Origin of the sequence: Flavobacterium sp. xlx-214 (assembly GCF_013874595.1) — a bacterium.
GTDB lineage: Bacteria > Bacteroidota > Bacteroidia > Flavobacteriales > Flavobacteriaceae > Flavobacterium.
This window is the reverse complement of the sequence record NZ_CP059431.1, coordinates 2,055,578-2,082,413: the sequence shown is the minus strand read 5'-3', so window position 1 is coordinate 2,082,413 and position 26,836 is coordinate 2,055,578. Positions and strand designations below refer to the sequence as shown.

Genomic DNA, 26,836 nt, shown 5'->3' with positions numbered 1-26,836 from the left:
CCTTATGAACTACGACATCAACAAAGGTATTGGAAGAACAGTAGAGTTTAAAGGTCTGAAAGCACAGTACCTGTTCATTTTTGCTGGTGGATTGCTTGGTACACTTATCCTGGTAATGATCTTATACATGGCAGGTTTAAACTCCTACATCTGCCTCATCCTTGGTGTAGGAAGTGCTACATTGATTGTATGGCAAACATTTTCACTTAACAAAAAGTACGGAGAACATGGAATCATGAAGTTAGGTGCAAGAAAAAAACATCCGCAATACATCATTTCTCGAAAAGACGTTCGCAAGCATTTAAGGTACACTCTTAAAAATAAACAGTATGAGAAATACAGCTAAAATTACAACACTTGAAAGTAAGTTTCCTCTGTTAGCTTTAGAAAACAATTGTATTGTTTCAAAAGAAGCCGATATAACCGCCTGTTTCAAAGTGTACTTACCTGAACTATTTACAGTAACTTCTTCGGAATATGAAGCCATACATGCTGCTTGGTTTAAAGCCATTAAAACCCTGCCCGATTATACGATTGTACACAAACAAGATTGGTACATCAAGGAAAACTATGTTGCTGATTTAGCAGAAGAGAATCAAAGTTTTTTGTCAAAATCGTATCAACAACATTTTAACGAACGTCCGTTTCTAAACCATTATTGCTATCTCTTTTTAACAAAAACAACCAAAGAACGCATGCGGATGCAAAGCAATTTTTCATCGCTTTGCAAGGGTAAGCTCATACCAAAAGAGATGCAAGACAAAGAAACAATCCATCGATTTATGGAAGCTGTATCCCAATTTGAACGCATCATCAACGACAGTAGTTATATAAAACTGGAACGACTAGATGAAGAGGATATTATGGGAAATGAAACTAAGCAGGGTTTGTTATCTCAATACTTCAGTTTATCAAGAGATCAAAACACGCCACTGCAAGACATTACTTTAGGTTCAGAAGAAATGAGAATTGGCAATAAAAGGTTGTGTTTACATACCCTATCCGATACCGATGATTTACCAGCAAGCGTATCTGCGGATAGCCGTTATGAAAAACTATCCACTGATAGAAGCGATTGCCGCTTATCCTTTGCTTCACCTGTAGGATTACTCCTTAATTGCAATCACATCTACAACCAATATTTGTTCTTAGACAATAGTGAAAGTAACCTCCAAAAATTTGAAAAATCCGCACGCAACATGCATTCTTTGGCTAGATACAGCCGAGCCAATCAGATCAATAAAGAATGGATAGAAAAATACTTAAATGAAGCACATAGTTTTGGTTTCTCCTCTATTCGAGCACACTTCAATGTAATGGCATGGGCGGAAGATCCTCTAGAGTTAAAACAGTTAAAGAATGATTGCGGTAGCGCACTAGCACTTATGGAGTGCAAGCCGAGACACAATACAACAGATGTTGCTACTTTGTACTGGGCTGGCATACCAGGTAATGCAGGTGATTTTCCAAGCGAAGAGAGTTTTTACACCTTTATGGAACCTGCTTTATGCTTTTTCACAGAAGAAACCAATTACCACAACTCTCCTTCGCCTTTCGGTATTAAAATGGCGGATCGCCTGACTGGGAAACCCATTCATTTGGACATTTCAGATTTACCAATGAAACGAGGAATTATTACTAATAGAAACAAGTTTATATTAGGTCCTTCTGGTAGTGGAAAATCATTCTTTACCAACCATATGGTACGCCAGTATTACGAACAAGGAGCCCATGTTTTATTGGTAGATACAGGAAACTCCTATCAAGGATTATGCGAACTCATAAAAAGTAAAACCAAGGGCGACGATGGTGTGTATTTCACCTACACAGAAGAACATCCCATTGCTTTTAACCCCTTTTACACAGAAGACGGCATTTTTGACATCGAGAAAAGAGAAAGTATTAAGACTCTAATCCTCACCCTATGGAAGCGAGATGACGAACCTCCTAGTCGTTCAGAAGAAGTAGCCTTATCAAATGCAGTAAGTGGCTACATAGAACGTATTAAACAACAGCATGAAGTAGCTTCTTTCAATGGTTTTTATGAGTATGTACAAAACGACTATAGAAACCTACTGAACGAAAAGCAAGTACGAGAAAAGGACTTTGACATTGCTAATTTCCTCAACGTTTTAGAACCTTACTACAAAGGTGGCGAGTATGATTATTTGCTCAATTCAGATCAAGAGCTCGATCTGCTTTCCAAGCGATTTATCGTATTTGAGATTGATGCCATTAAAGACCACAAAATCCTGTTTCCTATTGTCACCATTATCATTATGGAGGTTTTCATTAATAAAATGAGAAGACTAAAAGGCATCCGAAAGCTTATTTTAATTGAAGAGGCATGGAAAGCCATTGCAAAGGAAGGCATGGCAGAGTACATCAAATATTTGTTTAAAACAGTTCGTAAATTCTTTGGAGAAGCTATTGTTGTAACACAAGAAGTAGATGACATTATACAATCCCCTATTGTAAAAGAAAGCATTATCAATAATTCCGACTGCAAAATTCTGCTTGATCAACGCAAGTATATGAACAAATTTGATGCTATACAGACCATGCTAGGATTAACCGAAAAAGAAAAAGCACAAATCCTTTCTATTAATATGAACAACGATCCAAACCGATTGTACAAAGAAGTATGGATTGGTTTAGGAGGAACGCACTCAGCTGTTTACGCAACCGAGGTGTCCACAGAGGAGTACTTAGCCTATACAACTGAAGAAACAGAAAAAATAGAAGTAATGAAAGTTGCCTCAGAGCTAGGAGGAGATATAGCACTAGCTATCAAACACATTGCTATGTTGAAACGCGAAAACATCAAATAACTATTTAAACTTTAATAAAATGAAAAAAATAATTTTTACGGTGGTAATGGCACTTTTCTTAGTCCAATCACCAACTGCGCATGCTCAAATGATCGTTGCAGATCCAGCAAATTTGGCTTCAGGCATCCTAAATTCAGCAAACGAAATCATACAAACCTCTTCTACCGTAAGCAACGTAGTGAAAAACTTTAAAGAAGTTGAAAAGGTATATAAACAAGGTAAAGAGTACTATGACAAACTCAAAGCCGTAACCAATTTAGTTAAAGATGCCAGAAAAGTACAACAGACCGTACTACTGGTTGGAGATGTATCAGAAATGTATGTACAAAATTTTAACAAAATGCTGAACGATCCCAATTTCACACCACAAGAATTAGTTGCAATAGGTAATGGATACACCTCCTTGTTAAATGAAAGTACAGAATTACTAAAAGAACTAAAACAAATTGTGAGCGCAACCAATCTTTCATTGAACGATAAAGAACGTATGGATGTTGTTGATCGTGTGTATAATGAAGTTAAAAACTACCACAGCTTAGTTCGGTATTACACCAATAAAAACATATCGGTTAGCTATCTAAGAGCAAAAAAGAAAAACGATGGCAAACGAGTATTAGAACTTTATGGAACAAGCAACCAAAAATACTGGTAACAATGGAATGGAACAACCTACATGAAGTACTGCGTTCGTTGTACGATGATATGATGCCCCTTGCAGGTGCAATGGCAGCTGTAGCCAAAGGTTTGGCAGGATTGGGTGCCTTGTTTTATGTTGCTTTAAGAGTCTGGCAGGCTATAAGCAGAGCAGAGCCAATTGATGTCTATCCCCTCTTGCGTCCCTTTGCATTAGGACTATGCATCATGTTTTTTCCCACCATTGTTTTGGGGTCTATCAATGCTATTTTGAGACCTATAGTTACAGGAACCCATAGTATTCTTGAAAATCAAGTGTTGGACTTAAACAAACTGCAACAACAAAAAGACCAATTGGAATATGAGGCAATGGTTCGAAATCCCGAAACAGCATATATGGTTTCTGACGAACAATTTGACAAAAAATTAGAAGAACTCGGTTGGTCTCCTTCAGACATTGGTACGATGGCAGGTATGTATATGGACAGACAAGCTTACCAAATAGAAAAAGCGATGAAAGACTGGTTTCGTAATTTATTAGAAGTTTTGTTTCAAGCTGCCGCTTTAGTCATTGATACCATACGTACCTTTTTTCTAATTGTCTTGTCTATACTCGGTCCTATTGCGTTTGCCATTTCCGTCTGGGACGGTTTTCAAACGACACTCACGCAGTGGTTCACAAGGTACGTAAGTGTGTATTTATGGCTACCCGTTTCCGATTTATTCAGTTCTATGTTAGCAAGAATACAAACCTTGATTTTAGAACGAGACATAGCCATGCTAGTAGACCCAACCTATATCCCCGATACCAGCAACACCATTTACATCATCTTTATGATAATTGGTATTGTTGGCTACTTTACCATACCCACAGTAACAGGCTGGATTATTCAAGCTGGTGGCGGTGGCAACTTTATGCGAAACATTTCTCAAACAGCTACAAAAGCAGCAAATGTATCCAGTGCAGGAGCTGGTGCCGTAGCAGGAAATATTGGAGGTCAATTACTCAAATAAAACTAAAAAATAGCAACATGGAATTTAAAACATTAAGAAATATAGAAAACAGTTTTAAACAAATTAGATTGTATGCCCTTGTATTTGCCACGCTTTGCGTTATTGTGGTAGGATTTTCCGTTTGGAAATCCTACCACTTTGCAGAGCAACAGCGTCAAAAAGTCTACGTTTTAGACAACGGAAAATCACTCATGGTTGCTCTTTCACAAGATACAAGCATCAACCGCCCAGTAGAAGCCAGAGAACATGTTAGGCGCTTTCATGAACTGTTCTTTACTTTAGCTCCCGATAAAAACGCAATTGAAAGCAATATGAAACGAGCCTTTCATTTAGCAGATAAAAGTGCTTTTGATTACTACAAAGACCTCGCAGAAAAAGGCTATTACAACCGCATTATTTCAGGTAACGTACAACAGCGTACAGAAGTAGACAGCGTTGTATGCAATTTTGATCAGTATCCTTATTCAGTACGCACCTATGCAAAACAGTACATCATTCGCTCTAGTAATGTAACTAAACGCAACCTTATTTCTACCTGCTTTTTGGTTAACTCCGTAAGATCAGACAACAATCCTCAAGGTTTTACAATGGAAAAATTTACAGTAATCGAAAACAAGGATATGGAAATCATAGAACGTTAAAACTTAAAAAAGATGAAAGAAATAAGAACAAAAGTAAGTCAGTATTTTGATCAGTTAAACACTCATTGGAAATCCTTACCTATTCAAAAACAACAACATTACACCCTTTATATATTCATTATCTATCTCATTTTGACAGCAGGATTGATTTGTAAAATATGGTTTGATGCGGGAACGTACAAGGAAATAGCCTTGGAGCAATTTGAAAATCCTATTCCGATAGCAATCAAAAATCAGTCAAAAGCAATGAATTCATTAGTAAACTTTTCAAAAAACAAAAACTATGTCTGAAAATAATCAAAAAAAATCAGTGGTTCGGGTAACAGAGAACCACGCCAATAAAGAAGGTGCTTTGTTTCAAGAGCCTAAACATAAAATAGAAAAATTCAAAAAACCATTGCTATTTAGTTTGATGTTCCTCGTTTTTTTAGGATGCATGTATTTGATTTTTAAACCCACAACTGACGACACAAAGAAAGAACTAATTGGTTTAAATCCTGTTGTGCCACAAGCCACTAACATTGGAATGCCAACTGATAAAGGCAAAGCATATGAAGAGGAATTACTATCACAAAAATCAGTAGAAAAAAACAATGCCTTTACCACTCTTGCAGATTATTGGCACTTCGAAGATCAACAAGAAACTATTCCTTTATTTACTCAAAGCAATAAAAAAGACAGTCCACTTGAAAGCGATACACAACAAAATAAAAACCCTGCATTGGATAGTTACCGTAATGCACAAAGCACGTTAGACTCTTTTTACAAAAATGATGATACTGAAACACAAAAACTTCGAAGAGAAATAGAAGATTTAAAAAATCAATTAAATGAACAAGAAGTTCCTAAAACCGTCACTATAGATGATCAACTCACATTAATGGAAAAATCTTATCAAATGGCTGCAAAATACCTTCCACAAAACAACCAAACGCAGCCATCTTCTTCCGAAACAAAAGAGACCATTCCAAGTAATACTTCTGCTCCCATTATTAGAAACCAAAAAGAAAATTTGGTAGCAATCACCTCAGCAAAAAAGCAAACGGTTTCTGCGTTATATAGAGAACCATCCGATAGCGCCTTTATATCCGATTGGAACCAAATCAAAAATCGTCATTTTTATGGGATAGATGATTCCTTAAAATCTGTACAACCTAAAAACAGTATTAACGCTTGCATACATGTTACACAAACAGTAATCGATCATTCAAGTGTTCAGTTGAGACTATTAGAAGATGCACAAATAGCCAGTCACATCATTCCAAAAGGCAGCCTTTTAACAGCTATCACAAAATTTCAAGAAGGGAGATTACAATTAAAAGTCAACACCTTTGAAATAAACGGTACGATTATCCCTGTAGAGCTAACCATTTATGATTTAGACGGACAAGCAGGTTTATTGATACCCTTTTCTCTAGAACGAAATGCTGCAACAGATATTATAGCAAATATGGGTAATGTTACAGGATCTAGTTTTAGTATGAGCTCCTCCACAGGTCAACAACTTACTTCTGACTTAAGCAAAAGTGCCCTCCAAGGTATTTCAGGATACTTTGCGAAAAAAGTCCGTACACCAAAGATTACCCTAAAAGCAGGACATCAGGTATTTCTTGTATCAAAAAAATAATACCGTAACATTTTAAAAATCAAAACTATGCAAAACATCATTAAAACCTTCTGGGCATTTGTCATTACACTGCTATTTTCAACAGCTTCATATGCTCAAGATACTCTTAACTTTCCACTCATTCTAGGTAAAATTGAGCCCTATAAATTAGAAGTGACTTATGATAAAACCACACATCTCATCTTTCCCTCCTCAATTCGCTATGTTGATTTAGGCAGTGAATATCTTATTGCCAGTAAAGCAGAAGATGCAGAAAACGTATTGCGAATAAAAGCCACTACAAGAGATTTTGAAGCAGAAACCAATTTCTCAGTCATTACAAAAGAAGGTTGCTTTTATAATTTCAATGTTATTTACAACGATGAACCAGAAGCCTTGAGTTATGATTTAAATAAGTTGCAAAAAACAAAAGATAAAACGGAAAACAATCCCATTTTGTTTGAAGAATTAGGTACCAATTCCCCTTCTTTAGTTCATTTACTATTAGAAACCATTTACAAAAATAACAAACGCACCATTAAGCACTTAGGTTCTAAAAGCTTTGGCATTCAATTTACAATGAAAGGATTATACATACACAACGGAAACTACTATGTTCATTTAGAAAGTAAAAACAAAACCAGTGTACCATTTCAAATTGACTTTATGACATTTAAAAAAGTAGATAAAAAAATAGCCAAACGAACTGCAATACAAGAAAAAACAATCATCCCAAAAACCATCTACAAGCCGCTAACAGAAATACCTTCACAAAGTATTGATCGAAATATTTTTCTATTGGAAGCATTTACGATTGCAGATGACAAAGTATTAATTATAGAGCTCTTTGAGAAAAATGGTGGTCGTCATCAATCTTTTCAAGTAGAAAATACAGATTTAGCAAAAGCGACATTAATTGATCAAATGCACTTAATATTATAAAACGATTACATATGAACTATTATATTTTCACACTATTATTGCTCATCTTAAACACCCCTAAATTACATGCTCAACGTCTGTTACCCAATCAAAAAGGATTAGAAATAAAGACAGGCATAACAGACAAAGGCAAAATAGAAAACAGCTATTTCATCAACCTTGCCATAACAGTAAACACTAAAAATGGTAACTATCATATTTGGGGAATTGAATACACCTATAAAAACCATTTCTACAATAACATTCGTATTCCACAAGAAACCTATACCGCTGAAGGAGGCTATAGTTTTTTTCTCTTAGGCGATACTCAAAGAAACATTACGTTGAATTTTGGAATAACAGGAGTTGGAGGATACGAAAGTATTAACCGAGGTAAAGACCAACTGCAAGATGGAGTAAAATTAATAAGCAAAGATCATTTCATCTATGGAGTTGGAGGACGACTAACATTTGAAACCTATTTATCAGACCGGTTGGTATTCTTGCTTCAAGGAAGATCAAAAATCTTATGGGGAACTGATTTACAACAAATTCGTCCATCAGCTGGCTTAGGATTAAGAATTAACTTTTAAAGAAAAAAACCAATGAATATACCATATGCTCAATCTACGATAAGATCATTTTCAAGATCTTTAATTTTATTACTACTAATAATCTTTTGTACTTCTTGTAATAAAGAGGATCAACTTGAAATACAAGACAATTTCCCATTTGAAGTTCAAGTACTGCCTGTACCCAAAGACATAGCCAATGGAAAAACAGTAGAAATACGCCTAACAATACAACCGAGTGGTTTGTATCAAAATACCAGCTACTACCTCCGTTATTTTCAATTTGATGGACAGGGTACTTTGCAGTATTACGATGAACCACCCTATGTTCCTAATGACTTATACCCACTACCAGAAAAGCAATTTAGACTGTATTACACCTCAACCTCTTCCGTCACACAAGCTTTTGAGATTTGGATTGTAGATCATTTTGGAAATGAAAAGCATCTAAAATTTAAATTTAACACTACCAATTAAAAAAGTAAGGCTGTTTTAAAAAAGCCTTACTTTTTACAATTCAAACACTTTCTGTTTTCCAAAATCATACTCAAACTTTAACTTTTTGGGTAGCGTTGCTACAGCAATCATTTGTTAACGTTTACTTAATTTAGTAAAATAACTAATTAAAGTTCACTTTAATTAACATCTAACCTTAATTTTTAACTAATATTCAAGTTTTTTTTAAAAAAAAAACTTACAACAAAATCTATACTCTATATAATGATAGGGAAATAAGATAACAAAAAATCAATTACTAACCTTTAAACTATCGGTTTAGGTATCGGTAGCATACTATCAATAAATTTTATTAATTTAAATTTTAAATGTATGAAAAACATTACCAGACCGCCCATTAGGGCATTGGGCATTATACTAATGCTCCTGTGGTCTTTAGGATTAAAGGCCCAAACTGCAAACAATCCTGTACTTACCTGGGATCAGGAAGTAGGTTGTATTGAGTACGACGACAAAGGAGAACGAGACTATGTGAACCTTATCGAGTACATTGAAGCAGGTGCCTGTTTACGTTTTTGTGAAGGCACTACAGTAAATTATAGTTTTACAGCCAACAATGTACAAAATGTTGCTTGGAATGCCCCAGGAGGCACCGTTCAAAGTAGCAGCAATACTGGTGCAGCCATAACATGGGGTGCCAGTGGTAGTGGTGCTATTACATTAACAATAACCTATACCAATAATACGGTAGAATCGCTGACTATTTGTGTAGAAAAAATTATAAGCCCTAAAGCAGCATTCCAAATTGATGGTCTTGACCCTTGGCAAAAAGAGTTTTGTACCAATATGCCGATTTCTTTTGATAATCTTTCTACAGAAAATAACGGAACAGCTATTGTTAATTACTTATGGGACTTTGGCGATGGAACCACTTCTAGCACCTTTGAACCTACGCATACATACACAACCGAAGGAGCTTATACTGTAAAACTAACAGTTACCAACAGTTGTAATTGTGCTTCGGTATACGAAATGGATATATACGTAAAAGATGCAAAAGCTTTTGAAATTACCTGTGCAAGCATTACCTGTGAAAACAGCCGTGAAACCTACAGCGTAAACGATGGTTGTGGTGGCGAGTGGAAAGTTATTGGCGGAGATATTGTGGCTAATAACGGAACATGGATTGAAGTAGAATGGAACCAAGTAGACCCTTCAGATGGTTTTGGTTACGTTAGTTATCGCTCTAATTGTTCTTGTCCTTTCTGGACAACAGTTAAAATACCTGTTATATTACGAAATGCTAAAATTAAAGGACCTGAAGTAGTTTGCCAAAATGCTCAAGGCAGATATATCTTACCGCAATGGCCAACAACCGAATTTGAATGGATGATTGACGGAGATCCTAATCACCCAATGTTGGTGAAAACAGAATTCCGCAATGAAATTGTAGTAGATGGAAGTAACCCAGGAACCTATACCCTAAGTGTGCGTTACCGCAACACGCTTATTGATTTTGGTAAATGTGAAGGATATGCTGAAATGAAATTTTCGGTAGAAGAACGTCCGCAGATTATAACCGACCCTGAATTAACCATTTGTCCAAATACAAGCAAAACATTCAGTACCCACAACGGTGTAGCTGTACAGTGGCAAATATTGTTAGGTGGTACAGTAGTTCACTCTGCTTATAGCAGTAGCACTAATTATAACTTCCCTAATCCAGGGTCTTATATTGTAACAGGAGATTACAACGGATGTATTACAGATCCTGTAGTAGTAGATGTTATAGCAAAACCGGTATTAACAGGTACCATTAGTGGTACGGTTAACGTGTGCCCTAATACACCTTATGTATACACCTTAAGTGAAAACGAAGCTGGTTTTATATATGTTTGGAGTGCCACTGGTGGTACTATTTCGGGTAACAATACCGGGCAACAAGTAACCGCAATTTTTACAGGCTCTGGTAGTGTTAGTGTGGTAAAACAAGCTGTTAAAAATGGTAAAATATGCAGTTCAGATCCTGTATCTTTTGCTGTAACACAAATTGTAAACAATCCAGTTATTATAAACAACAGTGGTTTAACCCAATTTTGCCCAAGTAGTACGACAACATTTTCAGTAAGCACACCTGGTTTTACACCAGATCATATTGAATGGAGTATTGCAAGCAGTACTACAGGTAACACCAATTTTGGTAGTATTATTAATGGTATTAACAGCGCTACTGTTACTGTTGGTTTTAATGAAATAAGCAGCTCTGCAACAGGTATTTTAACGGTAAAAGTGACCAAATGTGGTAAAACAGAAACTAAAACGTTCACTATAAATTTAATACCACAACCCGTACTTACGCTGGCACCATTAGCAGGCATTTGCCCTGGTAATACAAATATCACTTTAAATATATCAAGCTCTGTTTCATTACCAAGCGGGCAGCAAATAAAGGTAAGTTTTAACGGTGCTACACCAGTAGGCCCTTATACTGTAACAGGTAGCGGTACCAATGTATCGGCTAACATACCTAATGCCTTTGTAAACAATACCAGCGGTAATGTTTCACAAACCATTACAGTTTATTTACAAGGCTTGTGTAACTACAGTGCCAATGCATCGCAAACAGTTACGGTATATCCTTTAACAAAAGTTAGCATTACACCTGGTTATGCTTTTGTAGTTTGCCCAAGCAGCTACGCGCCTATTACGTTAAATGCCACCGTATCAACAGGTATTACAGCCTCTACCACTTTTGCATGGTATAAGGTTGGTAATCCAATGTCTATAGGAAATTTATCTTCATACAGCATAACGGGACCAAACCCAGGTGGCGAGTATTATGTAGAAGTGAGCGATTTAAACACCTGCTTGGTACAATCGCAAAAAGTAGTGGTGGTAGAAAATTGTGGCGGTAGCACCGGCTGTACCATTACACCTACGCCTACTATAACCATTAACGGTAACTGGGATCCTACCAACTGCACAAGAATAAATGCCAATGTTACCTATACCGGCAGTCCGGTTATTACATGGCAGGGTAGCCAGCATCTTACTATAGATCCCCTTACCATAAATACGCCTAATGCCGTATTTACTACTACGGTACCTGGGGTACATATTGCTACGGTATATTTAAACTACAACGGTTGTGTAGTAATAAGAAGTGTAGAAATAGAGAAATACTACGAACCTATACTAAAAACTGCCATTACCTGTAATGCCAATAATACGTACAACATAACGCTGTTAAACAATTCGCGCATACATGGTAACGTGCCTATTACCTATACCTATGCGGGGCCAGGTGTTCCTGCAAATACAACAGGGCAAAGCTTTACTGTTACCAATATGGCACCGGGCACGTACAGCTATACCTTAACGTTAAGCTCACCAGGGTACCCTGATTGCCAAGTTACCATACCAGTAACCTTAGACCCAATACCAAACCCTAATTTTGCGCTTACACCACTTATTTATTGTGCAGACGAGGCAATTACTTTAAACGTACCAGGTTACAACCCTGCGTATGAGTACTGGTGGGGCTTTAACAACACTTGGTATATAGCCAACGGGCCTGTTACACAAATCCAGTTTCAGGATGCCGGTGATTACCCTATTAAGCTAAGAATAGAGACCCCTTATGGTTGTTCTTATGAATCTAATAATGTGACTGTAAAAATTAACAAAGCTAACTTTAATCCGGGAACTATCAGCCCTAATCCTGCCGATTTCTGTGTAGGCAGTACAGTGCCTTTAACGTATAATCCAGCGGGTGGAACCAGTACTTTAAGTGGTTTAATATGGATGAAAGACAACGTACAGGTAGGTACAGGCAGCAGCTATTTACCAACCCAAAGCGGCAGTTACTGGCCGGTATTGGTAGATGGTAACGGCTGTAAAAGCTATATAATGGCAGGATTTGCACGCAGTTATGTATTGCGCCAACCACCTTTTGCCAGCATTAGCGGCACTACCAGCTTGTGTTACGGAGACAGCGGTATACTTTACGGCATAACAACCGACCCAAGCCCTGCCTTACAACATAGATGGACAGGTAGTGGCTTACCAGCAGGGTACAACAACTGGGTAAGTGGCAACGCTAATATGGTTTTAAACCTGAACAGTTTAACACCTGGTACCTATAATTACACCTTTGAAACCCGTTTAACCAGCGACCCTACTTGTACAGGTAGCTTTACTGCAACAGTAACCGTACACCCACAGGTAACAGCACCAAGTGTAAGTTACAGCGTATACAGTTGCAATCCGTACACGTTACAGTTAACAGCAAGCGGCCCAACTACGGGTACTTATAACTGGAGTAACGGTGCAACAGGGCAAACCATTTATGTAACACACGGTGGGGCATATAGCGTTACCTATACAGAAACTACTGGCTGTAGTGCTACTGGTTATATACAAGCACCGCACAACCCAGAACGTGCTTTATGGATAGTACCAAGTGGCTGTTACACGGTTTGTAAAGATTCGTATTTATTAGGACCTTTAGGTATGTACCAAAATTATGAATGGCAAATAAACGGTACAACCTCGCAAAGTGGTGGTGGTATGGTACCTAACCAACCAATAATAGCAGGTGGTACTTACCAATTGTTCTTAACCCAAATGGGCTGTACTTTTGGCAGCAACATACCTAATATTGTACCTGATATTAAAAACTGCCCACCAAATCCATGTAAATTTAAAGTAAGTTTTAAATTGGCAGAAACAGTACAAGGAGGCTTTATGTATTATGTAACCATAGTAAATCCTTTATCGGTTCCACAAGCAATAAGCTTAAGTAGTTTTTACGGATACGGTACTTTTTCACCTGCTACACATATATTAAACCCAGGTACTAATACCTTTATGGTGTACTTTTACGTTAACGGTACGTTTACCCCTGGTGCAAACGATATATTTGTAATAACAGGTACAAATTGTGCAGATACAGTAACTGTTCAATTAGGCGAAGTTTATTGGGGCAAACCAGCGGTAGTACAAGCACCTACCTTAGAAGCAGCACCAAACCCTGCAATTGAAACCACAGTGGTAAGCTATACTATTGGTGCTGAGTACCAAAATGCACAAAGCATTACCGTTTATGATTTAACAGGTATACAACGTTACCAACAAAAAGTAAACGGTACTAAAGGTGAAGTTACCTTTAACGTAAGCCATTTGGCACCGGGCACTTATGTAATAAGCCTACAAGCCGATGGACAGCTTATTGCCACACAAAAATTAATTAAAAAATAACCTTATAGTTGTAAGCTTTAAGCAGTAAGCTATAAGCAAACTCCAACAGTGTTTAAGACACTGTTGGAGTTATTTTCATTTATTTTCACTATTTTTATAATAACCAACAACTTAACAACAACCTAAAACCAAAAATTATGAAAAATAAACTACACACCACAACATGTCATCCCGTACAGAAGTATAAAGTAAATACCGTCACATCGAGCCTGTCGAGATGCCAACATAAAGTTTTCGACAAACTCGGGTCAGTATCTCATCCAGTTTGTCACTCCGTAGGAGTCTCAATAAACAAAATACTTACTTTCCAAATTTCCAAATTTCTAAATTTGCAAATTCTATCTATTCTCTTTTTTCTTTCCTCTTTCTTCTCACAAGCCCAAACCTACAACTGGAAATGGGCTATGAAAGGCGGTGGTAGTATAGGTGGAACAGACGAAGAACAAATTTACGATGTAAAAGTAGGTACCGATGGCAACTATTATTTTATAGGTACCATGATAGGCAACCAAAGCCCACAATTAAACGGACAAACAGTAACTGTTTATAATTCATCAATGGGAGGTAATGATATCTTTTTATTCTCAACCACCTGCGATGGTACCATACGTTGGAGCCAAGCAATTGGTGGTGAACATGATGACCGAGCTTATAATTTAGTATTAGATAGTAACAATAATGTATATGTAGGGGCTTACATAACCAGTGACAGCAATTATAATATTCATTTTAGCCCTAATCCCGCAGACGATATTATGCCGCTACCTGCTAATCCAGACGCACATAAGCGTATTTATTTGGTTAAATATGACAGCAATGGTGTGTTTCAAGGTAAAAAAGCATTGCAGGGAACGGTCAGTTCAACAAATCGGGAAGCACAAATATTAGACCTTGTGATGGACAGCCAGAATAAATTACACTTTATTGTAGGTTTATTAAACGGTACGCATTTAGATAATCAGGTAACTGTACCATCGCAATATGTGTATGATCCAAGTACGTGGACGTATCACTTTCAGTATCTTTTGGTACAATACAATACCAATTTAAACTATGTTAACAGTATGGTATTGCCCATTAGCGATACATCGGTAATTGAAAATGGTAAAACTCGTTTTGCCTATGATAAAACTTTAAACAGGTATTATTTAGCAGGCGAAGTACAGAATTCTGGGCAAATTGTATATAATAGCAAAGCTACCGTAAACAAATCGTTTATTTTAGCACTAAACGGCAGTAATGGTAACGAAGTATGGCGTAGAGAACTTTATTCTAACCCTTTATACAATCAGTTAGCAAATAACCGTTTTAATTCTTTAAAAACAGATACAAATTCGGATATTTATATTGGTGGTAATTTATGGATCGATTCTAATGATCAAAATGTAAAGTTCTACGACCCTACCAATACAAACGTACAACCCTATTTATTTACACCTGGTGCAGATTATACCATACCAATGATAGTTAAACTTAACAGCAGCGGTACCGTACAGTGGGTACAGGCAACTTCAGCAAGTAGTCCAGGTGCTCCCCCTCCAGGTCCAAGACAAGGAAAAGGCATTGCGTTAAACGGAAACGAGGTTGCTTTTGGTGCACAAGGAGCCAATGAATTTTGGGATGCCATAGAAATAGTACGTCCATTAACAGGTTTTCAACCTGACCCCATTTTAGTACGATTTAACAAACAAACAGGTAATGTAATAGCAGTACACGATATTTATGGCGACTCGGGTGGCAACCAAAGAATGACTGCCGTAGCTACTGATAACGATGGTAACTATATAACTGCTGGTACTTTTCAGGCGAATTTATTTATGAACAACACACTGGGCATTACCCCTTTAGTAAGCACTGGGCAAGCAGATTTCTTTGTGGCCAAATTAGCTGCAAGTGCGTGTGGCTCTGGAGCAAGTACCCAAGATTTTACCAAACTTAACCTTAAGGTTTACCCCAACCCAACCAATGATATCATAAATATAGAAACCCAAGAAACCTTGCAAAGCTATGAGGTATACAATGTATTAGGGCAACAACTACAAAAAGGTTTATTTAACAGCAACAACCAAATAAACCTACACGGTGTAACCGCAGGTACGTATTTTATTAAAGTAACCACCCAACAAGGTAGTAGCGCAACAGTTAAAGTTGTTAAACTCTAAATACAATAGTAATTGCTTTCTTTGCTACTTTCTTTCCCGTTTAACTCTTGAAAGAAAGTAGGAGTAGTAAAAAAGGGATACCGAATATCCCGCACAAATTCTAGTAACTTCTTTGACAAAATAGGATTTATCCTTTGTCAAAATAGTTACACCTTATCTGAGGCAAAAATGCGTTTCCGACCACAGGAAGGAATTGCATTTTTGCCTCATTTTTATGCTTCCTCCACTTTAATAGGTTGCATTCTACAATTTTTGAGATTAATAAAAAAACCTCTGGTTTCAGTCATTCCATTGCGAAACATATTCCACAACAATGAACAACCTATTTGAGCCAATGTTCCATTAATGTACAAATCTTGTTTTTCCAATGCTTCAGCCAAACTACAACTTGGCGTATAATCTATTTTCTCTGACTCTTTTAACAATTCTTCAAATTCCTCGGTAACAAAAGGCAAACTTGCAACCGTTTGATATTTTTCTGATTTAGGTTGCTTAATTTCCCCGATAGTTGATAATAATACTTGACCTGTATATTGGCTATTACCAAAATCCAACCAATATTTTGGTTTATCTCTACCATAATTTCTTTGATTATTTAGCTCTTCTAAAATTTCAGCAACATCAAACCTTGCTTTCACATTGTCTACACATGTAATGGTTATTGTTGCGTTTGCATTAGGAGGTAATTTACCCAAACAGTCTTTCTCAAATTTTTGTATCTCTGCTTTCCAATTAGTTCCCATAAATCGATTCACTCGGTTTATCAAAGCTACTGATTTAAACAAGCCTATTTCACTTGGTGCAAAACGCTGTCTACCCAAATTGGCGTTTGTAATAACATCATCATCCCACAAACGCACTAGCAATCCTGGATGACCTAATTCTTGTAAACTATGGCTCATTTCCATTAAAGCAGTAAGTACTTTTGAACCTGTTCCCCCCGCTCCTATTATATTTACTTCAATAGGGTTTGGTGGATTCAAAAAAGAATTATCCGTAAAATGTACTTTGGTTTTATCTGTATTCATTACAATAAATTTTTAAGGGTTTTATCATTTTCTTTTAAAATGGATTTTGGAAAAGGTTTAGCAGTATCAACAAGGTCTTTCCAAAGACTTTCAATATTTGTTTTGGTTACGTTTTCGCATAATGAATGACTGAAATAACTATTAAAAAAATAGTCTTCCCAAGCATGAATAAATTCTTCAACCGAAGCAGATTTCTTTATATCAATACTTACGGTTCCCATGCAGACTTTTCCATCTTCATACACATTAAAAAATGGAGCATGATACAGTTTGGTTTTATCGTTAGGTCTTCTTTCACTCATAAGGGCAAAAATGTTGAGGGTGTTTTTTGTTGCTTTCCAAACCATTGGTGGTACACAAGCTTCGCCGTTTGATATTTCCAGTGCATCTACAAAAAACAACTTCTTTTGCTGTGCTTTGGTGTACCAAATTACCGTGCCTTTTTCACTGCTTGGGTTAATGTATAAAATGTTTGTTGGCAAAATTCCACTTGATTTTAGAAAAGCTTTATCTATTTCGTTTTCAATACGCAGTGCCTTTGTCAAAGCTTTTGCTTCTCGTACGGTTAAAGGATGAGCGTTGATAGGATTACCATTCTTATCTATATCAAAATGCTCCACATATACGTCTTTTATTTGTCCTTTAGTTTCATAAAACACCAAAGCAGATTTAGGATAATACAATGTTCCAAAATCTTGTGTTATGTCATTTATCGTTTCCATACTCTTATATTTATAATTGATTCAAAATATTGCTTAGTTTCTGTAGCAGTTCAAATAGCTTATTTTCAAAGCATAAATTGTTGTTAGAAATATCAGTACCGTCAAATCGCTTACTTATAGTAGGCTCTTCAATTATAGAGCATTCTTGAAACTCGCTATTGACCGATTGAATAAGCATTTCATTGAGCCAGCCTTTATGATCGGCGTAAAATGAAATATATTTTTCCATTCCTATCATATTTTCTAAATCCTCTTCGCATACCTCTTCTTGGATTTTCGCATTTCTAAATACGTTTTCATTAGGGTATGTTTGATACAAAGCAAAGGCTTCTTTTGCTATAGTTAAACATTCACTATCAAAATCATTCTTAATTTTGAACTTGGAAATACGCATTTCAAAGACATTTAAATTGATATAATTGTAAATACGTTGCTCCATAAAATCCCCAATAAACTCAGCTTGCTTTAACTCAGATAAATGCCTTTTCGTTTCTTCTGAATAATCGTCTTGTTCAAGCCAATCATTCATCATTTCGTAAATCCAATAGAGGTAGCTTGTTTCACTTCTGTAATATGGAATGTTAACTATGTGATATAAATAAGTGCATACAGACAGTAATAAATGTGCATTCTTTTTTCTCTTTTTATCACATAAAAGGCGATATAAGGGCACAATAGGAATGTAAAAAAGTGTTGCTCCTGTATTATAGTGTTCATTACTTAAAATATAGATTTTTCTATTGGTTTGAATCAAACGGATTTGGTTCCAATTCAAAACCTTATTCTTCAACTTTTCTTCTACATCATTCAGCGCAAGCATCATATTATAAGGAAAAGAAAATTCGTTGGATGGTAATGGCTCAATATTATAATACTTAGATAGTTCGGAAAGAGATTGAAAAAAATCCCTTTCCGTTTTATTCAATTTTCTGCGAGTTTGTACAAATTTCGTTTCTTGCAACTTAGGTAAAAATGTGCTTTTTAGAAAACCATTGGTAGCATCTGAATTGGTACAGAATTGCGTTTGTCTTTTAAAACCTCGCTTGTATCTTTCGGCTTTTGCATCCAATTGGCGAACTCGTTTAACTGACGGTGCAACTGCCTTTGTTGTTGCTGTTCGGGTATCGTGATAATTCCCGATAGAATATGTTTGTTCATAATTCATCTCATTTAACTATTTAGTTTAACCTTTCGTTCCCATTACACTTTCAAATCTGTACTCCACAGCATCATCCTTTATCAGTGGACCAGATACTTTAGCTGTTGTAAGTATCGGATACATATTAGCATAAAAATTCATTACGGCTTCTATGCTCCAACGTGGTTCTGGGTCGGTCAGTCTAATTTCTTGTCCTTTATCTTTGAGTACGAATACTCGTTCTAATTGTGTTGTTACTAACATATCTCTTCTTTTTTAGGGTTACTATTCTTGTTCTTCTTCATTATCTAATTCCAAATCATCATTTGGATGCGTTGGGTATAAAGCTTTACTATTAGAATGTTTTTCTTCAGTTGTTTCAGACGTTTCAAAAAGACTTGGTGTTTCAAACTTTGCAGATAATGCCGTTTTACGTTTGCGTATCTCGTCTGCTTTTTCGGGAAACTCAGTAATATCAGGTACTTTCATCCATGCATCACGGAACTTTCCCTCTTTCTCTAATTCATCAGCTTTTGTCATACCGTCTTTAAACTTTTTGTCTTTGGTTTCCTTCTCCTTTTTAGCCTTTTCCGTTTTATCTTTTTCAATCGCTGATTGTTTTTTGGCTTCTTCCAATTGTTTCATAAAAGCTTCCATATCTACCATTAAACCCGATGCAGTTTGTATAGGCATGGCTATCTGCTGAAAAAATTCCTCGTCAAGTTCATCTGATGTTCCTCGTAGATTAAGAGGTGGAATAAGGTTTTTAGCAGTATCTCCGCAACCTTCGTTTTGTAGAATAACCGATACGATAAGGTTGTCTTTGGTTCCTTTGACAATACTCAGTTGCAGTACTCCCGTAATGCTTAACTTTGCTATTTGATTAAAAAAATTAGTATTCATTATTCAAGAATTTTAATTTATTGATTGTGATTTTTGATTGCTTTAAGTTTCTCGTACATATCTGACCAATACGCATTTTGCCTTCCATCAAACTCCGATAAGTTTTTTTTCTTATGCCTATATCCTTTATACATTTTAGCAATTTTGATGGCTTCATTCAAATTGGTTATTTCAATTTCGCACCCATGTAAATCCGTTACTTTAAAAAGGCAAATCATCTTCTTTTTGTTCATGGTTACTATTCTTATTTTCTGAAATGGCATTTGATTGGTTATAGTTATTTTTACCACTACTGTGCAATTTGATTTGTGAGGTATGAAAATTAAGACCCGCTCTTGCTTCGCCATCCTTGTTTACCCACGCCCTTGTGCTTACCCTCCCTATAAGTTCCACCAAAGTACCTTTTGTAAGTAAACTAGCTACCCTTGTAGAAATCCAATAACTACAATCAAAATAAGTTGTCTGTTCTACTCGCTCTCCAAGTTTATTTTTAAAGTACTCATTAGTAGCAATTGAAAAATTCACTACCTGTTTTTCATTAGACAAAGTGCGTACTTCCGCATTCTTTGTCAATCTTCCAATAATGTTCATAATAGTATTGTTTAAATGATTAAAACTCTGCTCGTATTTCAATTCTCACTTTTTATTTTTTTTTGAAATATTTCCAAAAGAAAAACCGGAAAAAAGAAAGCAGATAAACAAAGTGGTCTATGAAGAACAACCAAAAGGAAACGGAATAATTGGAGGGTTACCTTTTAGGGTGGAAACCGTTTATGCCGTAGTCTTTTGGTTAGGAAGTGGCAAGGGAAGACCACTATAAATTAGCTGCCTTTTTATCGGTTGATTTTGAAATATTACTTCAACTATTTCATAAAAAACAAGAGGCTTTGAAAGCCTATGGCAGATATTTGAAAATGACAGAATAGGGAATTTTCAATTTTCTGTTATAAAGTAATAAAAGTTTTTTTACAAAAAACGATAGTTAGAGTAAAAATGCTTGCATTACATTAGTTACTTACAAATTCTCAGCAACTTTTAAAGTTTAAAAATGGACAAAGAGCGTCCTATAATGTCAGTAACAAAATCTTGATAATCATCAATTATAAGTTTGTCTTAAAACTATAATATGAGAGATACTAAATATAAAGAACTTACACCAGAAAGAATTAAAGTTCTGCTACAAAAAAAAGGATCAACTGTGACAATAAATGAAGCCGCAATTATATCAAAATTTATTAACAAAATTGCGCAGCTAGCAGTTATTCAATACCTTAGCAAAAGATTTTAATACTAAAACTTTTGACTTATGAGACAAGCAGACTTGTATATCAGGGTTTCAACAGAAGAACAAGCTGATAAAGGATATTCACAAAGAGATCAGGAAGAAAGACTGCGCAAATACTGCGAATTAAAGGAAATTTCTGTTAGATATATATTTATAGAAGATCACTCAGCCAAATCTTTTAATAGACCACAATGGCAAAAATACCTTTCTACCTTAAGAAAGATAAAAAACAATAAAAATTCGACTATACTTCTTTTCACAAAATGGGACAGATTTAGCCGAAATGCAGGTGATGCTTATCAAATGCTTAATATTCTAAGAAGTTTTGGAGTTGAACCTGGGGCGATAGAACAACCCCTCGACTTATCTATACCTGAAAATAAAATTATGCTTGCATTCTATCTTGCTTCTCCTGAAGTAGAGAATGATAGACGTGCATTAAATATTTTTCATGGAATGAGACGAGCAAAAAAAGAAGGTAGATATATGGGGACAGCACCTTTAGGCTATGTTAACCGTATAACAGAAGATAAGAAAAAATATATTGGTATAGATGCTTATGAAGGTCCATTATTAAAATGGGCATTTGAACAGATACTTGCAAATAATTTTAATACTGATCAAATTTGGAAACAATTATGGCAAAAATGTAAAGGAAAAGGTAGATTTAGTAAAAATAATTTCTGGATAGCATTAAGAAATCCTTTATACTGTGGAAAAATCTTCATACCACCATACAAAGAAGAAGAAGGTTTTTTTGTATTAGGTCAACATGAACCACTAATTAGTGTTCATGACTTTAATGAAGTTCAATCAATTTTAGATGGAAGAAAAAAACAAATAAAACCAAAAATAGTATCCGCAGAAAATCTTCCCTTACGAGGTTTTTTGAAATGTCCCAATTGTAACAGAATGTTAACTGGAAGCTCATCAAAAGGAAAAATGGGTGTATATTATAATTACTACCATTGCTCTACAGATTGTGGGGTTAGATATAAAGCAGAACTAGTAAATGAAACATTTACCAGCCAGCTAAAAGAACTTTCCCCTAGAAAGGAAATGATTGATATTTTTCTTGACTCTTTCATTTACAATTATGAAGTAGAAACAAAAACTCAGAATAGAGAAAGAAAAAACATATTAGAAAAAATTAGGCAACTAAATGATCGCCATACAAAAGCATTAATTAAAAATGCAGATGGTATTATGGATGATCAAGATTTTTTAGAACTAAAAAAAATAACAAAAAAAAGCATTGAAAAATTAGAAGACGAACTTAACAACCTCTCAAATGTAGATGTAGAAATAAAAGACTTGATGAAAACAAGTTTTAATAAGATATCAAATCTATCAGAACGCTATGAAAATGGTACCATTGAAGAAAAGAGAATTATAATAAGTTCGATGTTTCCCGAAAATTTGGAGTTTGACGGAACCCAACATCGAACTCAAAGACTAAACGAAGCAATTACACTTATATACCAGAATAGCAACAAGTTAAGAGGCAAAAAAAAGGGGACAAATCTATCTTTTTTAGATTTGTCCCCAAAGGTGGAGCCGCAGGGAATCGAACCCTGGTCCAAACAAGCAATCCAATAGCTTTCTACATGTTTAGTTTTTGATTAAATTTTCGATAAAAAGCTAGGTCAAAAACAACCACTTTTTACTTAACCTCTTAGTTTTCAAATAATATCCGAGATACTAATTATTCTAGGTTTATTTTTACGGTTCCCCTTAACAAAACGCCATAAACCAAGGCTTTTTAGAGGAATCTAGCTTTCCTATCTAATAGGAACTAGGCAATCTTACTATAATTCAGATTAAGCAGCTAAAGCGTAGTTATTTTCGCCGTGTAAAAAGTTTGAATCATGATATTAACGAGCTGTGTTCCAGCGCTCGACGTGCTTACTATTCAATTCCACCTGCTGTCAAAACCGATCGGCCCCAAAAAGTGAATGCAAATGTAATAAAAAAATCCTGCATATAAAAGCAGGACTTTCTATATATAATCTCATTTGAACCTTAAGTAATCAACAAAACAACAAATACGTTTCAAACTAAATAATCTAACCTATAAACTAAAAACGTACAACCTTAATATTCCCTAATTATTTTTGCCCAATAATTTTAAAATAGTTGTTCAAATGCTTTACAAATGTATGCTAGGTTTTAAATATTTCCTAAATTGATGTAAAAACTTAACAAAATATGAGCAAAATGCTTACTCTATTATTTTACGAAAGATAACCTCTTTCTATTGCAGCTTTTACAAGTCCTTTATCATCTTGTACATCCATCATTTGCTTCATTTTTGCAATACGTTTTTGAATAGCACTATAAGATATTGGAATAATTTTATTTAACTCTATAATTTTATATCCTTTTGATAAAAGATACAAAATTTGTCGGTTATAATCATCAATTAATGATTTATCATCTAAAGAATCATTTAGTGTTGATTTTACATAATCGCTGTAATATTTATCATTATTTACCACATTCTCAATTATCATCTTAAGACTATCAGGAGTAACCTCACCTTTAGTAGCAAAACCATTTGGCTTGGCATTTTTAATAATATCAAGTATAAAAATTTTCTCTGTATGGGCAGTTAATAAAATTACTTTACAATAAGGAATTACTTTGCGAACCAAATTACAAAGATCAATACCATTTTTTAAATTTTCTTCATCAAAAGAGGGAATATTATAATCAATAATAGCAACATCAGTCTTTTTTGATTCAGATGTATTCACAAAATAATCAAAAGTATCTTTACACGAAGTTAATTTTTTTATTTTACTTTCGGGATAATATTGACATATAACATTACCATACCCTTCTAAAATGAAAGGATGGTCATCAATAAGGACAAAATTCATAGGTTTTTTGTTGTTTTGTTTTATTTTCAGTTCAGGTATTTTGCATTTGAACAGAACTGATAAACAAAAATACATAAAAAAAACAATTGTTAAAACAAATACTAGATTTGTATTAGCAAAACTACTCTAAATTAAACCCAATTTGCCCGTCTTCTTCAACAGTTAAAGAGTTTTCATCTACTGTGTCAATAAAATCCTTAGGTGTTTCTTCTTGCTCAATTAAATCATCATAAGGCAACGATTCTAACAAATTAATCATTTTGATTTTATCGCTGGTTAACTGATTTCCTTGTGCTTTTATGCCTTTTACCGAAATAAACTCTTCAAAATTTAACGTAATAGGTTCTTTTTCAATGCCTTTATTTTTAGCAAACAAAATTTCAGCCATTGGTCGATAATCTGTTGAAACTATTTCTAATTTTGAATGTGGATGTTCTGAAATGAACGATTCTTCTTTTGTTACAGATTCAATTAAAAAGCGCTTTACAAAATATTTATCTTTTTCTGGATCAAAATAAATGGCAGAAATAGGTTTTGTTGTAATCCATTTTTCTAAAACAATAATATCATCCTCAAAATGCGTGGTTAATTCAGGTATAATTGTTTTAGCTCTTCCGCTTTGTGTGATAATTAACAAACGATCTTCGGGCTTAAATTCACCTAACAACTCACCTCTTCCATCAACATTTAAACGATGTACCGTATCATCGAACCAAATTTTTCGAGGACGTAAGGTTGATATTCCTTTCTCTTTTAATTCAATTTTTTTGATTGGATATTTTGTTACGATATTACCTTTAGAAACACGTCCTTTGATTAAAAGTTCGGCAAAATCTAAGTCGAATTTTAGTTTCTTTATATTGCTTAGCTGTCGCAGTAAAATGGTTACAACTTCGGCTTCTCCGTTAGGATTACTTGAAAAATAAAGAACTTGCGAACCTGGTTTTTCTTGTGTTAAATCGTACACTTTATCACGTGTAACACCCGAAACATTAAAACGTTTTACATAAGAGCTTCCCGCTTTTCCGTCTCGATAAATCATATTGTAAATGGTACGTTTATCATTTTTGTTAAAAATGGCAACATGAATAATGTCTTTGCCCACAAATTTCTTTTCTTCAATTTTAGAAACAATCATGCTTCCATCTCGTAGAAAAACAATAACATCGTCAATATCAGAACAATCGCCCACGTATTCATCTTTACGCAAACTGGTACCAATAAAGCCTTCTTCTTTGTTTACATATAATTTTTGATTACGTAAAACTACCTTTGTAGCTTCGATATTATCAAAATTTCGTAACTCAGTTTTACGCTCTCTACCTTTACCGTACTTCTCTTTTAAAGTGGTAAAAAACGAAATAGTAAAATCAATTATATGCTCAATATTATATTTAACTTTCTCAATATCACCTTCTAAAGCATCTAACTTTTCTTGTGCTTTATCTAAATCGAAACGAGAAATACGTTTAATTTTAATTTCAGTTAAACGTACAATATCATCCGTAGTTACTGCGCGTTTTAAATGTTTAGTGAATGGTTTTAAACCTTCGTCAATAGCTTTTATAACTCCTTCCCAAGTTTCTTCTTCCTCAATTCTACGATAGATGCGATTTTCGATAAAAATTCGTTCTAAAGATGAAAAATGCCATTGTTCTTCTAACTCACCAAGTTCAATAATAAGCTCTTGTTTTAACAAATCAACAGTACGATCTGTTGATTGTTTTAACATATCAGAAACCCCTGTAAACAAAGGTTTGTTATTTTGAATAACACAGCCTAAAGGCGCAATAGAAACCTCGCAATTTGTGAAAGCGTATAAAGCATCAATGGTTTTATCTGGCGAAACACCTGGTGGTAAATGAATTAAAATTTCAACATCAGAAGATGTATTATCTTCTACCTTTTTAATTTTAATTTTACCTTTTTCGTTTGCTTTTAAAATACTGTCAATCAAATTAGTAGTTGTGGTTGAGAAAGGTATTTCTTTAACTACTAAAGTGTTTTTATCGAGTTGAGAAATTCTTGCACGAACACGAACTCTACCACCACGAGCACCATCGTTATAATTAGATACATCTGCAATTCCGGCTGTTGCAAAATCGGGATATAAGATAAACGTTTTTCCTTTTAAAATTTTGATGGATGCATCAATTAACTCTAAAAAATTATGCGGTAAAATTTTAGTCGATAATCCTACAGCAATACCTTCGCCACCTTGCGCTAATAAAATAGGAAATTTTGCAGGTAAATTAATCGGTTCGTTTCTACGTCCATCATATGAAAGCTGCCAAGGTGTAATTTTTGGAGAATACAAAACATCCAAGGCAAATTTACTTAAACGTGCTTCAATATAACGCGAAGCTGCTGCTTCATCACCCGTTAAAATATTTCCCCAGTTACCTTGTGTGTCAATTAGCAAATCTTTCTGTCCAACTTGCACCATAGCATCGCCAATACTGGCATCACCATGCGGATGATACTGCATAGTGTGCCCCACAATGTTTGCTACTTTGTTGTAACGTCCATCGTCTAACTCTTTCATGGAGTGCATAATTCTACGTTGAACTGGTTTAAAACCATCTTCAATTGCAGGTACCGCACGTTCTAAAATAACGTAGGAAGCATATTCTAAAAACCAATCCTCGTACATTCCAGAAACCTTTTTAATTGTTTCGGCTTCTGTACTTTCTAAATGATCGTGATCTAATTCTGGTTCGTGATTGTTTAATTCAGAATCTTCGTTCAAATTATTTAATTCTTCTTCTGTCATTATTAAAAAG

Annotated in this window: 22 protein-coding genes and 1 other RNA gene; 14 read left to right on the top strand and 9 right to left on the bottom strand. The window is 35.1% G+C overall.

Annotation, left to right across the window (positions count from 1 at the left end):
• Positions 1-4: 4 nt before the first annotated feature.
• From H1R17_RS09780 to H1R17_RS09725, 12 genes are all read left to right on the top strand, one after another.
• Complete coding sequence (locus H1R17_RS09780) at positions 5-346, top strand: DUF4133 domain-containing protein (protein ID WP_163432656.1); 342 nt, start codon at positions 5-7, stop codon at positions 344-346.
• Positions 330-2,831, top strand: a complete 2,502-nt coding sequence (locus H1R17_RS09775; protein WP_163432655.1) for a TraG family conjugative transposon ATPase — start codon at positions 330-332, stop codon at positions 2,829-2,831. Before H1R17_RS09780 ends, H1R17_RS09775 begins: the two co-directional genes overlap by 17 nt.
• Before the next feature lie 19 nt (positions 2,832-2,850).
• A complete protein-coding gene (locus H1R17_RS09770) occupies positions 2,851-3,483 on the top strand; it encodes a DUF4141 domain-containing protein (RefSeq protein ID WP_163432654.1) in 633 nt (210 codons plus the stop codon).
• Between the two features lie 2 nt (positions 3,484-3,485).
• Positions 3,486-4,478 (top strand): conjugative transposon protein TraJ, encoded by a 993-nt coding sequence (gene traJ, locus H1R17_RS09765; RefSeq protein ID WP_163432653.1) that lies wholly within the window; start codon positions 3,486-3,488, stop codon positions 4,476-4,478.
• Between the two features lie 17 nt (positions 4,479-4,495).
• The gene (gene traK, locus H1R17_RS09760; RefSeq protein WP_163432652.1) at positions 4,496-5,119 is read left to right on the top strand and encodes a conjugative transposon protein TraK; all 624 of its coding nucleotides are present in this window, start codon (positions 4,496-4,498) and stop codon (positions 5,117-5,119) included.
• A 12-nt stretch (positions 5,120-5,131) separates the two neighbouring features.
• A complete protein-coding gene (locus H1R17_RS09755; protein WP_163432651.1) occupies positions 5,132-5,410 on the top strand; it encodes a nitrogen regulatory IIA protein in 279 nt (92 codons plus the stop codon).
• Positions 5,403-6,746: a conjugative transposon protein TraM gene (gene traM, locus H1R17_RS09750; protein WP_163432650.1), complete on the top strand. Its 1,344-nt coding sequence runs from the start codon at positions 5,403-5,405 to the stop codon at positions 6,744-6,746. The genes H1R17_RS09755 and traM overlap by 8 nt, the downstream gene beginning before the upstream one ends.
• A 27-nt stretch (positions 6,747-6,773) precedes the next feature.
• The gene (gene traN, locus H1R17_RS09745) at positions 6,774-7,667 is read left to right on the top strand and encodes a conjugative transposon protein TraN (protein WP_163432649.1); all 894 of its coding nucleotides are present in this window, start codon (positions 6,774-6,776) and stop codon (positions 7,665-7,667) included.
• A gap of 11 nt (positions 7,668-7,678) precedes the next feature.
• Positions 7,679-8,239, top strand: a complete 561-nt coding sequence (locus H1R17_RS09740; RefSeq protein WP_163432648.1) for a conjugal transfer protein TraO — start codon at positions 7,679-7,681, stop codon at positions 8,237-8,239.
• A 12-nt stretch (positions 8,240-8,251) separates the two neighbouring features.
• Entirely contained in the window at positions 8,252-8,695 is a 444-nt protein-coding gene (locus H1R17_RS09735; protein WP_163432647.1) for a DUF3872 domain-containing protein, read from the top strand.
• 351 nt (positions 8,696-9,046) lie between these two features.
• Positions 9,047-13,933, top strand: coding sequence for a PKD domain-containing protein (locus H1R17_RS09730; protein ID WP_163432646.1), 4,887 nt, complete (start codon positions 9,047-9,049; stop codon positions 13,931-13,933).
• 329 nt (positions 13,934-14,262) lie between these two features.
• Positions 14,263-16,095: a T9SS type A sorting domain-containing protein gene (locus tag H1R17_RS09725; RefSeq protein WP_163432645.1), complete on the top strand. Its 1,833-nt coding sequence runs from the start codon at positions 14,263-14,265 to the stop codon at positions 16,093-16,095.
• A gap of 212 nt (positions 16,096-16,307) precedes the next feature.
• On the opposite strand, the gene H1R17_RS09720 is transcribed toward H1R17_RS09725, so the two are convergent.
• The 6 genes from H1R17_RS09720 to H1R17_RS09695 form a co-directional block, all read right to left on the bottom strand.
• A complete protein-coding gene (locus tag H1R17_RS09720; RefSeq protein ID WP_163432644.1) occupies positions 16,308-17,123 on the bottom strand; it encodes a PRTRC system ThiF family protein in 816 nt (271 codons plus the stop codon).
• A complete protein-coding gene (locus H1R17_RS09715) occupies positions 17,123-17,845 on the bottom strand; it encodes a PRTRC system protein B (RefSeq protein WP_163432643.1) in 723 nt (240 codons plus the stop codon). Before H1R17_RS09715 ends, H1R17_RS09720 begins: the two co-directional genes overlap by 1 nt.
• A 10-nt stretch (positions 17,846-17,855) precedes the next feature.
• On the bottom strand, positions 17,856-19,010 hold the full coding sequence (locus H1R17_RS09710) for a hypothetical protein (RefSeq protein ID WP_163432642.1): 1,155 nt from the start codon (positions 19,008-19,010) through the stop codon (positions 17,856-17,858).
• Positions 19,011-19,028: 18 nt separating this feature from the next.
• Entirely contained in the window at positions 19,029-19,247 is a 219-nt protein-coding gene (locus H1R17_RS09705; protein ID WP_163432641.1) for a PRTRC system protein C, read from the bottom strand.
• A 21-nt stretch (positions 19,248-19,268) separates the two neighbouring features.
• Positions 19,269-19,886: a PRTRC system protein E gene (locus H1R17_RS09700; protein ID WP_163432640.1), complete on the bottom strand. Its 618-nt coding sequence runs from the start codon at positions 19,884-19,886 to the stop codon at positions 19,269-19,271.
• A 201-nt stretch (positions 19,887-20,087) separates the two neighbouring features.
• Complete coding sequence (locus H1R17_RS09695; RefSeq protein ID WP_163432639.1) at positions 20,088-20,477, bottom strand: single-stranded DNA-binding protein; 390 nt, start codon at positions 20,475-20,477, stop codon at positions 20,088-20,090.
• 535 nt (positions 20,478-21,012) lie between these two features.
• Here H1R17_RS09695 and H1R17_RS09690 point away from each other — a divergent pair.
• Together H1R17_RS09690 and H1R17_RS09685 are read left to right on the top strand one after the other, a co-directional pair.
• Positions 21,013-21,174: a hypothetical protein gene (locus tag H1R17_RS09690; RefSeq protein ID WP_163432638.1), complete on the top strand. Its 162-nt coding sequence runs from the start codon at positions 21,013-21,015 to the stop codon at positions 21,172-21,174.
• Positions 21,175-21,192: 18 nt separating this feature from the next.
• The gene (locus H1R17_RS09685; protein ID WP_163432637.1) at positions 21,193-22,770 is read left to right on the top strand and encodes a recombinase family protein; all 1,578 of its coding nucleotides are present in this window, start codon (positions 21,193-21,195) and stop codon (positions 22,768-22,770) included.
• Here the strand turns inward: H1R17_RS09685 and ssrA are convergent.
• From ssrA to H1R17_RS09670, 3 genes are all read right to left on the bottom strand, one after another.
• Positions 22,721-23,117, bottom strand: a transfer-messenger RNA (tmRNA) gene (gene ssrA / locus H1R17_RS09680). The two genes, H1R17_RS09685 and ssrA, sit on opposite strands and share 50 nt — an antisense overlap.
• Positions 23,118-23,405: 288 nt before the next feature.
• Positions 23,406-24,053, bottom strand: a complete 648-nt coding sequence (locus tag H1R17_RS09675; protein WP_163432636.1) for a response regulator — start codon at positions 24,051-24,053, stop codon at positions 23,406-23,408.
• 121 nt (positions 24,054-24,174) lie between these two features.
• Entirely contained in the window at positions 24,175-26,826 is a 2,652-nt protein-coding gene (locus H1R17_RS09670; RefSeq protein ID WP_163432635.1) for a DNA gyrase/topoisomerase IV subunit A, read from the bottom strand.
• Positions 26,827-26,836 lie beyond the last annotated feature (10 nt).